The organism is Stenotrophomonas sp. INTA L402-1 (assembly GCF_059295135.1).
In genome coordinates, this window is sequence record NZ_JCAFWP010000020.1 from 18021 (window position 1) to 31610 (window position 13590).

The window sequence follows — 13590 nt, forward strand, 5'->3', positions numbered from 1 at the left end:
TCGGGCCTTACCCCAGATCCCCCAACCGCGCCTGCAGTGCTGCAATCGCGGCCAGGCCGGCCGTTTCCGTGCGCAGGATGCGCGGGCCCAGCTGTAGGCCCTGGAATCCTGCCGCCGCCAACTGATCACGGTCGCGTGGCGACCACCCACCTTCCGGGCCGATCGCGATCACGATGCCGCCTGCCGGAGCGGCCGCCAGCGTCGACAAGCGATGTGTGCCCTGCGGATCCAGGGTCAACCGCAGCGTATCCACCGGCAGTGCCGCTGCCGCCTGCGCCAGCGACAGCGGTGATCCCACCTGCGGAATGCGCGCGCGCCCGGACTGGCCGCAGGCCGAGGTCACCACATTGTTCCAGTGCGCCACGCGCTTCTCCGCCCGTGCTGCATCCAGCTTCACCTCGGTGCGCTCGGCGTTGACCGGAATGATCGCCGCCACGCCCAGTTCGGTGGCTTTCTGCAGGATCAGGTCCATCTTCTCGCCACGGGCGATGCCCTGCAGCAGGGTGATCGCCAGCGGCGATTCGTTGTCGATGGCCTGCACGGCGTCGATGCGCACCTGCACTTCGCGCTTGCCGGCCACGGTCAGCGTGGCGCTGTAGTCATGGCCGTCGCCGTTGAAAAGCACACAGGTATCGCCCTCGCGCAGGCGCATCACCCGTACCAGGTGGTTGGCGGTCTCTTCCGGCAGGGTCACGGTCTGGCCGCTGTGCAGCGCCAGGTCGATGGGGCAGCGGGTCACGCGCATGCAATCGCCTCGTCAATCGCCGCCAGCGTGGTATGTGCCAGCAGCTCCAGTTGTTCGTCATCCACGCAGTAGGGTGGCATCCAGTACAGCACGTCGCCCAGCGGACGCAGTACCACACCGCGCTTCAGCGCTGCCTTGTAGGCGTGCAGGCCCAGCCGCATGGCCGGGTCGAACGGTGTGCGCTTGTTGCCATCGCGCGACAGCTCGAACGCCACCACCATGCCGGCCTGGCGCACGTCGGCCACGTGCGGATGGTCGCTGAACGGTGCGGCCAGCGTGCCCATCACCGAGGCGATGCCGCGGTTGCGCGCGATCACATCGTCGTCGCGGAAGATGTCCAGCGTCGCCAGCGCGGCCGCGCAGGCCAGCGGGTTGCCGGTGTAGCTGTGCGAATGCAGGAAGGCGCGCTCGCGCGAGTCGTCGAGGAACGCGTCGTACAGGGCCTGCGTGGCCAGTACCGCGGCAAGCGGCAGGAAGCCGCCGGTCAGGCCTTTCGAGAGGCACATCAGGTCCGGCATCACCCCGGCCTGCTCGCAGGCGAACAGGGTGCCGGTGCGGCCGAAACCGGTGGCGATCTCGTCGGCGATCATGAATGCACCGTGCGCATCACACAGTTCGCGAACCCGCTGCAGGTACACCGGATCGTGCATGCGCATGCCGCCCGCGCACTGCAGGCGTGGCTCCAGGATCACCGCACAGATCTCGCCCGGATGCTGGTCGAACAGTGTGGCCAGGCCATCGGCGGCCTGGCGCGCGCGATCGGCGGCGCTCTGGCCGGGCTCGGCCAGGTAAGCGTCGGGCGAGGGCGCGAACAGCCCTTCGGCCAGCAGCGGCGCATAGACGCGGCGATACAGCGGGATGTCACCCAGCGCCAGCGCGCCCAGGGTCTCGCCGTGGTAGCCGTTCTCCAGTGCGATGAACCGCGTGCGCCGCGGCTCGCCACGGTTCTGGAAATACTGGAAGGCCATCTTCAGCGCCACTTCCACGCCGGCGGAGCCGTTGTCAGCGTAGAACACCTTGGCCAGCGGTTCGCGGCCAGGCTGGCGCGGGGCCAGCGCCAGCAGGCGTTCGGCCAGGGTGATCGCCGGCTCGTGGCCGAAGCCGGCCAGCATTACCTGTTCCAGCTGCCCGGCCTGGGCGGCAATGGCACCGCCGATGCGCGGCTCGGCATGGCCGAACAGGTTGGTCCACCAGCTGCTGACCGCGTCCAGGTAGCGGTTGCCGTCGTGGTCGAACAACCAGGCGCCCTGGCCGCGTGCGATCGGGACCAGTGGCAGGGTGTGCGGATGCTCGCGCATCTGCGTGCACGGGTGCCACAGCACCTTGAGGTCGCGTTGCCGCCAGTGCTCGACCAGCGGGGAGGGGGTTGGGTCTGCTAGCATTTCGGGCTCATGAACATGTTGCTGCCTGCACATTCTATCGGCCCCGGCGCAGGCGCCGGCCGCCGCGGAGATTCCGCATGAACGATGACCGTGCCGGCCGTCGCTTGCCGATCATCCATCGGATCACCGATGAGGAGAACGGTCCCTTCCAGCGCCAGCACCTGGACCTGGAGTTCTCCAACGGCGAACGCCGCCGCTTCGAGCGGCTGGTCAGCCGGGGGCATGGCGCGGTGGTGGTGGTGCCGATGCTCGACGACGAAACCGTGCTGCTGGTACGTGAATACGCCGCCGGCATGCACCGCTACGAACTGGGCCTGGTCAAGGGCCGGATCGATGCCGGCGAGACCCCCGAGCAGGCCGCCGACCGCGAACTGAAGGAAGAGGCCGGTTACGGCGCGCGCCGGGTGGATGTGCTGCGCGCGATGACCCTGGCCCCGACCTACATGAGCCACCAGTCGTGGCTGGTGGTGGCGCGCGACCTGTACCCGGAAAAGCTGGCCGGCGACGAGCCGGAAGAGCTGGAAGTCGTCCCGTGGAAGCTGGCCGAGCTGGACCAGCTGATGCTGCGCGAGGACTTCTCCGAGGGACGCTCGCTGGCGGCGCTGTTCATCGCCCGCCAGTGGCTGCAGGGATTGCGATGATCAAACTGACCACGGACCTGCGCGAGACCGCCATCGCCATTGCCCAGGAAGCCGGACAGGCCATCATGCAGGTCTATGCCGATGGCTTCGACGTGCAGCTCAAGGACGACAACAGCCCGGTCACCGCCGCCGACCTGGCCGCCAACCAGGTCATCGAGCAGGGCCTGCAGCAGCTGACCCCGGATCTGCCGATCCTGTCCGAGGAGTCGGCCCAGGTCACGTGGGAGCAACGCCGTCATTGGGGCGCCTACTGGCTGGTCGACCCACTGGACGGCACCCGCGAGTTCATCAAGCGCAACGGCGAGTTCAGCGTCAACATCGCATTGATCTACCAGGGCGCGCCGGCCTTCGGCGTGGTGCTGGCGCCGGTCACCGGCATCGTCTGGCATGCCATGCGTGGTGAGCTGGCATACCGTCGCCAGGGCCTGCACGACACCGTGCTGCGCACCCGCACGCCGGCCACCGCACCGCTGCGGGTTGCCGCCAGCCGCTCGCACCGCTCACCGGAAACCGAGGCGCTGCTGGCGAGGATGGGGCGCATCGAGACCATCGCGCAGGGCTCGTCGCTGAAATTCTGCCGGATCGCCGAAGGTGGCCTGGATGTCTATCCGCGTCTGGGCCCGACCTCCGAATGGGATACCGCCGCCGGCCAGTGCGTACTGCACGCCGCCGGCGGTGCGGTACTGTCGGCAGCGACCGGCAAGCCGTTCCGCTACAACCGCCGCGAGACCCTGTTGAACGGCGATTTCATTGCGATTGGTGATACCAGCCTGCCGTGGCGCGACTGGTTGTCCGATTGACCCTGGAGACCGCATGAGCGCGCATGACACCCCCATCGCCGGCAGTGCAGCCAGCAACGAACTGGAACGCCTGCTGGCGATCATGGCGCGCCTGCGCGATCCGCAGGGCGGCTGCCCCTGGGACCTGGAACAGAACTTCGCGACCATCGCGCCGTACACCATCGAGGAAGCCTACGAGGTGGCCGATGCGATCGACCGTGGCGACCTCGATGATCTCTGCGATGAGCTGGGCGACCTGCTGCTGCAGGTGGTGTTCCATGCACGTATGGCCGAGGAGCAGGGTGCCTTCGCCTTCGCCGAGGTCGCACGCGCGATCAGCGACAAGATGCAGCGCCGCCACCCGCACGTGTTCGCCGATGTCAGCGTCGATGACGCCGACGGGGTGACGCGTAACTGGGATGCGATCAAGCGTGCCGAGCGTGCCGCCAAGGGCGAGCAGGACACCTCCGCATTGGCCGGCATCTCGCGTGGCCTGCCCGAATGGCAGCGAGCGGTGAAGCTGCAGTCGCGCGCGGCCAAGGTCGGTTTCGACTGGCCGGGCCCGTTGCCGGTGCTGGACAAGGCGGCGGAGGAACTGCAGGAGCTGCGCGAGGAGTTCGAGCGCGGCGATATTGCCGGCAACAAAGCGCGCCTGCAGGAAGAGCTGGGCGATCTGCTGTTCGTCTGCGCCAACCTGGCACGCCACGCCGATATCGATCTGGGTGCGGCGCTGCGCGGGGCCAACCACAAGTTCGAACGCCGCTTCCGTGCGATGGAAGCGCAGGCTGACGCCCAGGGTGGAGCGCTGGCGTCGATGGACCTGGATGCGCAGGAAGCACTGTGGCAGCACGCCAAGGCGGCGGAGAAGGCGTGAAGACGCTCGCGCTGTTCCTGCTGACCGCGCTGGCCGAAATTGTCGGCTGCTACCTGCCGTGGTTGTGGCTGCGCAAGGGCGGCAGCGTGTGGCTGCTGCTGCCGGCTGCCGCCAGCCTGGCCCTGTTCGCCTGGCTGCTGACCCTGCACCCGACCGCCAGTGGCCGGGTCTATGCGGCCTACGGTGGTGTCTACATCGGCACCGCGCTGTTCTGGCTGTGGCTGGTCGATGGCATCCGCCCCAGCCGCTGGGACCTGTTCGGCGCAGCCCTGTGCCTGGCCGGCATGGCGGTGATCATGTTCGGGCCGCGCACGCCCCCGGTGTAGCGTCGAGCCATGCTCGACTGCAACTGGGAGGGCCAATCGAGCATGGCTCGACGCTACAAAGGCAGCGCCACCGGATCATGCACTGCCTTGTCAGAATCGGCCACGCCGTCCAGGCCGCTTTCCCTCCTAGGAAGGCGCATGATGGCGGTGACCACGGCCCCCGGAACACGCATATGTCCCGCTTCGCCAGCTTCCGCGAGTTCTATCCGTTCTATCTCAGCGAGCACCGCCACCCGGTATCGCGCCGGCTGCACTTCGTCGGCAGCTGCGGCGTGCTGCTGCTGGTCGTTGCAGCGATCCTGCGCGGGCAGCCGGTGCTGTTGCTGGCCGCCCTGTTCTGCGGTTACAGCTTCGCCTGGGTCGGCCATTTCTTCTTCGAAAAGAACCGCCCGGCCACCTTCCAGCACCCGCTGTACTCGTTCATGGGCGACTGGGTGATGTTCGCCGACATCCTGCGCGGGCGCGTGCCCTGGTAGCTCCGCTGTGAATGTGGCCTTCACGCGCTATGCTGGGGCCTGGACGTCATAGATAAGGAAAGCAAGATGTTCCCGACCATGTTCTTTACCGTGGTACTGGCCTTCGTGGCCGTGGTGATCCTGTTCAAGGCAGTACGGATGGTGCCCCAGGGCTACGAGTGGACCGTCGAGCGCTTCGGGCGCTACACGCACACCATGACCCCCGGCCTGCATTTCCTGATCCCGATCGTGTACGGGGTGGGGCGCAAGGTGAACATGATGGAGCAGGTGCTGGATGTGCCCAGCCAGGAAGTGATCACCAAGGACAACGCCGCCGTGCGCGTGGACGGCGTGGTGTTCTTCCAGGTACTGGATGCCGCCAAGGCCGCCTATGAGGTGGCCAACCTGGAAGTGGCGATGATCGCCCTGGTGCAGACCAACATCCGTACCGTGATCGGTTCGATGGATCTGGATGAATCGCTCAGTCAGCGCGAGGTGATCAATGCCCAGCTGCTGAGCGTGGTCGACCATGCCACCAATCCCTGGGGCGTGAAGGTCAACCGCATCGAGATCCGCGACATCCAGCCGCCGCGCGATCTGCTGGATGCGATGGCGCGGCAGATGAAGGCCGAGCGCGAAAAGCGCGCGCAGATCCTCGAGGCAGAGGGTTCACGGCAGTCGGAGATCCTGCGCGCCGATGGCGAGAAGCAGGCCACCGTGCTGGAAGCCGAAGGCCGTCGCGAAGCCGCGTTCCGCGATGCCGAGGCGCGCGAGCGCCTGGCCGAGGCCGAAGCGATGGCGACCAAGGTGGTGTCGGCCGCGATTGCCGAGGGTGACGTGCAGGCGATCAACTACTTCGTCGCGCAGAAGTACGTGGAAGCGTTCAAGGAGCTGGCCAGTTCGCCGAACCAGAAGCTGGTGCTGATGCCGATGGAGGCCAGTGGCGTGATCGGTTCGATCGCGGGCGTGGCCGAACTGGCGAAGCAGGCGCTGGCCAGCCAGGACAACAAGGCCGCCGGCAAGCGGCCGCCGCCGCTCGGAGGCTGACATGCGCTGGGAAGTCGTCGGTTGGGGCGCGCTGGCGCTGCTTCTGTTCGCGGCCGAAGCGCTGGCGCCGGGTGCGTTCATGCTGTGGATCGGCATTGGCGCGGCGGCAGTGTTCGTACTGGTTGCGGTGTTCAGCGACATTCCACTGTTGTGGCAGGTGATCGCCTTCGTCCTGCTGAGTGTGGTCTCGATCCAGTGCTACCGGCGCTGGGGGAGGCCGCGGGCACGGCCCAGCGATGCGCCGTTGCTCAACCGCCGTGCCGAGCAGCTGGTCGGCCGGGAGGTCGCATTGCAGCAGGCCATCATCGGCGGCCAGGGGCGGGTCAGCATCGATGATGCGTCCTGGCAGGTGAGTGGACCGGATCTGCAGGCCGGCAGCCTGGTGCGGGTGGTGGCGGTGCAGGGCAGCACGCTGCTGGTCGAAGCGGTGGCCTAGGGGTTCCCAGCCAACGGCGGAGCCCCTCGTGGATGGTCGCGGAAGGCGGTTCATGTGTTTGGGTCGGGCGGGTTGGGTTCGCGGGACACGCCGTAGACCCCGCTCCGCGGTCCGGCCCAGCCGCTGGCGGCTGCGCGTTCGGTCGCTTGCGAAGCAGTGCTTCGCAAGCAAAGCGCCCTCACCCATGGGGGCTCGATGGCGTCATCCATGGCGCCAACGGTCCCGCGAACCCAACCCGCCCGGCCCCCGACAGTTTCCGTGCGCGTCCAGCCCACGGAAAAAGAAAAAGAGCAAAGAGCAAAAGCACTCGCTCCGACCCGCCCAGGCCGAGTCAATCCAGAGCCGATGAACTCAGGCTTTGCGCTCTAGCTGTAGAAAGCGGCGCCGGCCGCAGGCCGGCCAAACACCCCGCTGCGCTGCGGCGCGACCTGCGGGCGACCGATCTGGGATAATGGGGATTCTTGTTTCCTCTGCTGCCGGACCCGGTCATGACCCAGAAGACGCTGCTCAACGATACCCACCGCGCCCTTGGCGCCAAGATGGTCGATTTCGGGGGTTGGGACATGCCCATCCACTACGGCTCGCAGCTCGACGAGCACCACCTGGTTCGTCGCGAATCGGGTGTGTTCGACGTCAGCCACATGACCGTGGTCGACCTGCGCGGTGACCAGGTCAAGCCGTTCCTGCGCCGCCTGCTGGCCAACTCGGTCGACAAGCTGAAGGTGACCGGCAAGGCACTGTACTCGTGCATGCTGAATCCGCGCGGCGGCGTCATCGACGACCTGATCGTCTACTACCTGGGCGACGATTTCTTCCGCATGGTGGTCAATGCCTCCACCCGCGAGAAGGACCTGGCCTGGCTGCGCGAGCAGGCTGCACCGTTCGGCGTCACCGTCGAGCAGCGCCCGGACCTGGCCATCCTCGCCGTGCAGGGCCCGCAGGCGCGCGACATCGTGATCGGCCTGGCCCGCGAAAGCGATCGCGCAGCGCTGGCCAAGCTGGGCCGTTTCGCCGCCCTGCAGGTGCAGTCCGATGACGGCGTCGAACTGTTTGTCGCCCGTACCGGTTACACCGGCGAAGACGGCTTCGAAATCCTGCTGCCGCAGGACGCCGTGGTCGCGTTCTGGAACCGCCTGCTGGCGGCGGGCGTGAAGCCGGCCGGCCTCGGCGCACGCGACACGCTGCGCCTGGAAGCCGGCATGAACCTGTACGGCCAGGACATGGACGAAGAGATCAGCCCGTACGAAGCGGCGCTGGCCTGGACCGTGTCGCTGGACGAAGGCCGCGACTTCATCGGCCGCGAGGTGCTGGAAGCGCAGAAGGCTGCCGGCACCGCCCGCCAGATGATCGGTCTGGTGATGGACGAGAAGGGCGTGCTGCGCCATGGTCAGGCGGTGACCACCGCCGGCGGCCAGGGCGAGATCCTGTCCGGCACCTTCTCGCCGACCCTGGCCAAGGGCATCGCCTTCGCCCGTGTACCGGCCGGTGAACTCGGCGAGGTCACCGTCGACATCCGTGGCCGGCAGGTGCCGGTGCGCGTGGTCAAGTTCCCGTTCGTGCGCGAAGGCCAGGCCCAGCCCGGCGTGCTCGCCGACGCCTGATCCGAAACTGCCGATCGTCACTGACAGCAGTGGCGGCCGGTTGGTTACACTAGCCCCGTTTTTTCCACCCCTGCATATCTCTGGAGCAGTCCCATGAGCGAGATCCCCGGCGACCTCAAGTTCCTCAAGTCCCATGAGTGGGCCCGTGTCGAAGGCAATGGCCGTGTCACCGTCGGTATTTCCGACCACGCCCAGGGCCTGCTGGGTGACCTGGTCTACGTCGAACTGCCGGAAGTCGGCGCCGACGCAAAGGCTGGCGAGCAGATCGCCGTTGTCGAGTCGGTGAAGGCCGCCTCGGACGTCTACAGCCCGATCAGCGGCAAGGTCGTCGAGGTCAACTCGGCGCTGTCCGACAAGCCGGAAACCATCAATGAAGATGCCTACGGCGAAGGCTGGATGTTCGTGGTCGAACTGACCAACGCTGAAGAGGTCAACGAACTGCTGGATCCGGACGCGTATGCCGAAGCCCTGGAAAACGACGACCACTGAGTCGTCACTTCCGGGTTCTGGAACGGCCACCTTCGGGTGGCCGTTTTTGTTTTGGCGAGTGCGTCGGACTCATGACGGCGGGTTCGCTCTGCACCCTCGGCGTGGCATCAGCCGACAGACGAACAGTGCCGATCAGCGTGCGCAGTTTTGCGCAAATCCGCGTTTCCGCCCCGCGCCGAAGCGATCGAATGTGAAAACTTTTCGCCCCCCGTTGCGGCCCTGTTGTGCTGGCGTTGGCGACGGTGCCGGTGACCATCGGCAATGCACGTGCGCTGTCGTCCAGAACATGTGCCTATCTGCGCAGAGTGCTTATTTCAAGTGTTTTTTGTTCAGAGAGCGCATCGACTTCGTCGTATGCGGCGCGCGTGCGCGCCGCTTCAATGGTCGTTGCAGGGCGCGCACGGCGGTGGCGAGGGCGGCGTCCGGGATGGCGCGGATGTGAAAATTTTTCGCGGGGGTTGTTGACAGTAAAAAAAACCGTGATTAGGTTTCGCCTCAGCAGACCTTGCCTGCCCAACCGAGTGCGCAGAATCAATCGTCCGATGCGAAGCAGCCCCTTCAAGACCACCGCGACCCTGATGACGGTGGACATGGCCCCGCTTCCCCCGGAGAAATGCAAGGCAACTCCCGTTCCGATGTCCGCTCCGCCGATCGAGGCGGGCATTGCCGCATCCGTAACGGCGCGCCTGACGCGCCGGCGGTCCCCGCACGCAGCATCCGCGGGTTTGATCCACCTGGGCGTTTCAACTCCCTATCACTGACGAGGAGCCATCCCATGGCAACCAAGAAAGCTGCGAAGAAGAAGCCCGCCGCCAAGAAAGCGGTGAAGAAGGTCGCGAAGAAGGCCGCTGCCAAGAAGGCAGTGAAGAAGGTCGCGAAGAAGGCGACCGCCAAGAAGGCAGTGAAGAAGGCTGCGAAGAAGGTCGCCAAGAAGACCACTGCGAAGAAGGCAGTGAAGAAGGCGGCGAAGAAGGTAGCCAAGAAGTCCACTGCCAAGAAGGCCGTCAAGAAGACCGCGAAGAAGGCCGTCAAGAAGGTAGCCAAGAAGGCCACCAAGAAGACTGCCAAGAAGGCAACGGCCCGCAAGCCGGCCAAGAAGGTCGCGAAGAAGGCCACTGCCAAGAAGGCTGTCAAGAAGACCGCCAAGAAGGCAGTAAAGAAGACCGCGAAGAAGGCGACCAAGAAGGCTGCCCCGAAGAAGGCAGCGAAGAAGGTTGCCAAGCGCAAGCCGGCCGCCCGCAAGAAGAAGGCTGCTCCGGTCGCTCTGCCGGCAACCCCGGCGCCGCTGATCTAAGTACTTCCCGATAGCCGCATCCTGAAACCCCCTTCCCTGACTGCCCAGCGGGGAGGGGGTTTTTTTATGGGCCGTTTGCAGGGTCGAGCCGTGCTCGACTGCTTTTCCGACGGTCGACGCTAGCGGTGCGGCGCCGGTGGAAAGCGCTCCACCAGGAAGTCCAGGAAGCTGCGCAGGCGGGTCGAGTGGTAGCGATCGTGGGCGTAGACCACGTGCATCGGCCGACCGGTCTGGCCGAACTCAGGGAACAGCTGCACCAGGCGTCCGGTGTCGATGTCGGCAGCCAGCAGCAGTGCCGACTGCAGCACGATGCCCAGCCCATGCAGCGCTGCCGTGCGCAGCGCTTCGCCGTTGTTGATCTGCAGCCGGCCGCCGGGCACACGCTCGAGTTCGCCAGCATCGGCCTGCAGCCACTGTGCGAGTGCGCTCGGTTCGAAGGACAGGCACTGATGCAGGGCGAGGTCCTGCAGGCTGCGAGGCGTGCCATGCCTGGCCAGGTACGCCGGCGATGCGCACATCATCAAGCGATACGGTGCCAGCGCACGCGCCACCAGCATGCTGCTGTCGGCCAGCGTGCCGATGCGCAGCGCCGCTTCGAAACCCTCCTCGGCGAGGTCGACCACGCGGTCGCTCAGCGTGACTTCGACCCGGACATCCGGATGGCGCGCCATGTATTCGGCCAGTGCCGGTACCAGTGCGTGCGTGCCGAAGATCACCGGCGCACTGATGCGCAACGTGCCCGCCGGTGCCAGCTGCTGGTGCTGCGCCTGTGCGTCCGTTTCTTCCACCAGCCGCAGGATCTCCCGGCAGCGGGTGTAGTAGTCCTCGCCGAAGGGCGTCATGTGCTGGCGCCGGGTGGTACGGCTCAACAGCTGCATCCCCAGCCGTGCTTCCAGCGCACGCAGGTGCTTGCCGGCCATCGTCGCCGAGATATCCATCGCCGCCGCAGCAGCGCTGAGGCTGCCCTTGTCCACGATCAGCACGTAGACCTGCATGCTCTCCAGCAGATTCATCTGACACCCCGGGTGTTGAATGCTGAAACCTGCGCGGAGTTTATCAATCAGGGGTGATCAAACAGCATGTACTGCACGGGCCGGATGTACCGGCTGGCGGATTGGGAGAACATCATGGATCTGGGGCTTGAAGGGTGTACCGCGCTGATCACCGGGGCGGGCAGTGGCATCGGTGCCGGTGTGGCCAGGCTGCTGGCGGCACAGGGAGTACGCATTGCGATCAGTGCACGGCGTGCCGAGCCGCTGCATGCACTGGCGGCGGAGATCGAATCTGCAGGCGCGCCGGCACCGATCGTCCTGCTGGGCGACCTCACCGATGCGGAGCAGGTACGCCACATTGCGGATGCAGCCTCGGCGGCACTGACGCGTGTCGACATCCTCGTCAATGCGGCTGGAGGAGGCCGGCCGACCACGGTGGATGCGGGGGACGATGTCTGGGAGGAAGCCATGGCCTTGAACTTCTCTTCGGCACGACGCCTGACCCAGGCACTGCTGCCGGCGATGCAGGCGCAGGGCTGGGGGCGGGTGATCAACCTCAGCGGTTCAATGGAACCGCGCGCGGTGAATGCTGCCACGGCGGCGAAGGCGGCGTTGCATCTGTGGAGCAAAGGGCTGTCGTCGGCGCTGGCCTCACAGGGCATCACGGTCAATGCAATCGCGCCGGGACGCATCAACAGTGCTCAGATCCGGGACCGGCTGCATCCCACCGAGGAAAGCCGGCGTGAGTTCATCGAACGCAACATTCCGATCGGGCGTTTTGGTGATCCGGAGGAGGTGGCGCCGCTGGTGGCCTTTCTGGCCTCGCCCTTGGCCGGCTACATCACCGGCGCGGTGATTCCGGTGGATGGCGGCATGCACTACTTCGCGCATTAGCCTTCCGTTTGTAGAGTCGAGCGGTGCTCGACTGCTTTGCTCTACAACTGCCAACAAAAAGGGCGACCCGCAGGCCGCCCTTCGCACACACGGTGAAGCCCGCCAACTCAGCGCGGGGACGCCACCGCGCGGTTGCTCGAAGCACCCTTGCCCTTGCGCTTGTCCTGCTGCGCCGGGCTCGCGCCTTCGGCCATCAGGTTGTCGCTGCCGAAGTCGGTGTCCACGTCCAGCCATCGCTGCGTCGGCAGGCCGAGCGCGGAATCGAGCACCGTCGGCAGCAGGCCGCTGGGCAGGCTGCTTTCGCCGTTCCACATGATGGCGATGCCGAGATCGCGTTCCGGCACCAGCGCGACCAGGCCGCGATAGCCCTGCACGGCACCGGCATGGAACACCACATCGTGGCCGGCGTAGTCGAAGGTGCGCCAGCCCAGTGCGTAGCCGGCCGAATGCAGGCGCTCGCGGCGCCAGCCCGAACGCATTTCGCCCGGCGTGTTGATCAGGCTCGAATGCAGAGTGGCCAGCAGTGGTGCCGGCAGCACGTCCGGGCGATGGCCGGTGTGGGCCAGCAGCCACTGCGCCATGTCGCTGGCGCTGGCGTTGACGCCGGCGGCCGGGGCGACGCGGTAGTAGGTCGGCTTCGGTGTCAGCGACACCCAGCCATTGCGGCTGCGCACGTGCGGACGCGCCCAGCGCGAGCTGGCCTGGATGCCGGCCAGGCCGAGGCTGGCATCGTTCATGCCCAGCGGCTTGAAGATGCGGCGCTCGACCGACTGCTCGTAGAAGCTCCCCGAGGCGGCATAGACCACGTCGCCGATCAGGCTGAAGGCCACGTTCTGGTAGGCGTAGCAGTCGCCCGGCAGGCACTTCAGGCTGGTATTGGCCAGCTTCTGGGTGAGTGCGTAGTACTCGGCGTTGCCTTCGATGTCGCGGTCGTAGGCGTTGTACGGCAGGCCGACGCGATGGCTGAGCACGTCGGCCACGGTCAGGCGATCGGTCGCTTCCGGAGAGTTCAGGCGGAAGCCCGGCACATAGTCGGTGACCTTGCTGTCCCAGCGCAGCGTGCCATCGTTGACCAGCAGTCCGGCCATGGTGCCGGCGAAGGCCTTGGACAGCGATGCCAGGCGGAACACGGTGTGGGCGTCGACCGGCAGCGGGTTGTTGACATCGGTAACGCCATAACCACGCGCGCTGAGTACGCGGCCACCCTGCACGATGGCCACGGCCATGCCGGGCACACGCTCGCCATAGGTGAGTTGCTGCGCCATCGATTCGATGTTGGCCACGTTGAAGCCGGCCGCCGGCAGCTGCACCTGCGGCACCAGGCCGGTGCGGTAAGCGGCGGGCTGGGTGTGGGCGACGGCGGTGGCGGCGGATTCGATGTTGGCCGGCATCGGCGGCAATGGCGGCGGGGTCTGCGCAGTGGTGGACAAGGCAACGGGCATCAACATGCCCAGCAAACCGGTGGCCGCCGAACGGATCGGACGACGCAGGCTGTTCTTTTTCATCGTGGAGACCCGTGCGCGACTGCTGATGGCGATTCTAGCGCCGCTTTTCCCTTGTGCACAAACAAAGCGAAGATGAATGCGCATCTCGTTGAAAAAGTTGGAATTTTGACGCCCCGAAAGCATGTGTCGA

The 13590-nt window shown here is 66.3% G+C and carries 16 protein-coding genes; 11 read left to right on the plus strand and 5 right to left on the minus strand.

Annotation, left to right across the window (positions count from 1 at the left end):
- Nucleotides 1-7: 7 nt before the first annotated feature.
- Both AC5O77_RS12770 and bioA read right to left on the minus strand, forming a co-directional pair.
- Entirely contained in the window at nt 8-745 is a 738-nt protein-coding gene (locus AC5O77_RS12770) for a 16S rRNA (uracil(1498)-N(3))-methyltransferase (RefSeq protein WP_121504660.1), read from the minus strand.
- A complete protein-coding gene (gene bioA, locus AC5O77_RS12775) occupies nt 736-2127 on the minus strand; it encodes an adenosylmethionine--8-amino-7-oxononanoate transaminase (RefSeq protein ID WP_240792081.1) in 1392 nt (463 codons plus the stop codon). Before bioA ends, AC5O77_RS12770 begins: the two co-directional genes overlap by 10 nt.
- Nucleotides 2128-2204: 77 nt before the next feature.
- Here bioA and nudE point away from each other — a divergent pair, with 77 nt between their 5' ends.
- The 9 genes from nudE (at nt 2205) to gcvH (ending at nt 8775) form a co-directional block, all read left to right on the plus strand.
- The gene (gene nudE, locus AC5O77_RS12780) at nt 2205-2768 is read left to right on the plus strand and encodes an ADP compounds hydrolase NudE (protein ID WP_010482713.1); all 564 of its coding nucleotides are present in this window, start codon (nt 2205-2207) and stop codon (nt 2766-2768) included.
- The gene (cysQ, locus tag AC5O77_RS12785; RefSeq protein ID WP_293798794.1) at nt 2765-3568 is read left to right on the plus strand and encodes a 3'(2'),5'-bisphosphate nucleotidase CysQ; all 804 of its coding nucleotides are present in this window, start codon (nt 2765-2767) and stop codon (nt 3566-3568) included. Before nudE ends, cysQ begins: the two co-directional genes overlap by 4 nt.
- Before the next feature lie 13 nt (nt 3569-3581).
- A complete protein-coding gene (gene mazG / locus AC5O77_RS12790) occupies nt 3582-4421 on the plus strand; it encodes a nucleoside triphosphate pyrophosphohydrolase (RefSeq protein ID WP_049422149.1) in 840 nt (279 codons plus the stop codon).
- The gene (locus tag AC5O77_RS12795; RefSeq protein ID WP_032130110.1) at nt 4418-4747 is read left to right on the plus strand and encodes a YnfA family protein; all 330 of its coding nucleotides are present in this window, start codon (nt 4418-4420) and stop codon (nt 4745-4747) included. Before mazG ends, AC5O77_RS12795 begins: the two co-directional genes overlap by 4 nt.
- 173 nt (nt 4748-4920) lie before the next feature.
- Nucleotides 4921-5223 carry an Mpo1-like protein gene (locus tag AC5O77_RS12800; protein WP_049422150.1) on the plus strand — a complete coding sequence of 101 codons (303 nt, stop codon included), beginning with the start codon at nt 4921-4923 and terminating at the stop codon, nt 5221-5223.
- 66 nt (nt 5224-5289) lie between these two features.
- Complete coding sequence (locus tag AC5O77_RS12805) at nt 5290-6249, plus strand: SPFH domain-containing protein (protein WP_005410704.1); 960 nt, start codon at nt 5290-5292, stop codon at nt 6247-6249.
- Nucleotide 6250: 1 nt separating this feature from the next.
- Entirely contained in the window at nt 6251-6685 is a 435-nt protein-coding gene (locus AC5O77_RS12810) for an NfeD family protein (RefSeq protein ID WP_494506884.1), read from the plus strand.
- A gap of 488 nt (nt 6686-7173) precedes the next feature.
- Nucleotides 7174-8286 (plus strand): glycine cleavage system aminomethyltransferase GcvT, encoded by a 1113-nt coding sequence (gene gcvT, locus AC5O77_RS12815; RefSeq protein WP_125895566.1) that lies wholly within the window; start codon nt 7174-7176, stop codon nt 8284-8286.
- Nucleotides 8287-8379: 93 nt separating this feature from the next.
- The gene (gcvH, locus tag AC5O77_RS12820; RefSeq protein WP_005410701.1) at nt 8380-8775 is read left to right on the plus strand and encodes a glycine cleavage system protein GcvH; all 396 of its coding nucleotides are present in this window, start codon (nt 8380-8382) and stop codon (nt 8773-8775) included.
- Between the two features lie 292 nt (nt 8776-9067).
- Here gcvH and AC5O77_RS12825 read toward each other — a convergent pair whose 3' ends face one another.
- Nucleotides 9068-9439: a hypothetical protein gene (locus AC5O77_RS12825; protein WP_148099972.1), complete on the minus strand. Its 372-nt coding sequence runs from the start codon at nt 9437-9439 to the stop codon at nt 9068-9070.
- A 111-nt stretch (nt 9440-9550) separates the two neighbouring features.
- Between AC5O77_RS12825 and AC5O77_RS12830 the strand changes: the two genes are divergently transcribed.
- Complete coding sequence (locus AC5O77_RS12830; protein WP_032130057.1) at nt 9551-10069, plus strand: hypothetical protein; 519 nt, start codon at nt 9551-9553, stop codon at nt 10067-10069.
- 119 nt (nt 10070-10188) lie between these two features.
- Here AC5O77_RS12830 and AC5O77_RS12835 read toward each other — a convergent pair whose 3' ends face one another.
- The gene (locus AC5O77_RS12835; RefSeq protein WP_049422154.1) at nt 10189-11082 is read right to left on the minus strand and encodes a LysR family transcriptional regulator; all 894 of its coding nucleotides are present in this window, start codon (nt 11080-11082) and stop codon (nt 10189-10191) included.
- Nucleotides 11083-11196: 114 nt separating this feature from the next.
- Between AC5O77_RS12835 and AC5O77_RS12840 the strand changes: the two genes are divergently transcribed.
- The gene (locus AC5O77_RS12840; protein WP_478058425.1) at nt 11197-11955 is read left to right on the plus strand and encodes an SDR family NAD(P)-dependent oxidoreductase; all 759 of its coding nucleotides are present in this window, start codon (nt 11197-11199) and stop codon (nt 11953-11955) included.
- 107 nt (nt 11956-12062) lie between these two features.
- Here AC5O77_RS12840 and AC5O77_RS12845 read toward each other — a convergent pair whose 3' ends face one another.
- Entirely contained in the window at nt 12063-13460 is a 1398-nt protein-coding gene (locus AC5O77_RS12845) for a serine hydrolase domain-containing protein (protein ID WP_293797911.1), read from the minus strand.
- Nucleotides 13461-13590 lie beyond the last annotated feature (130 nt).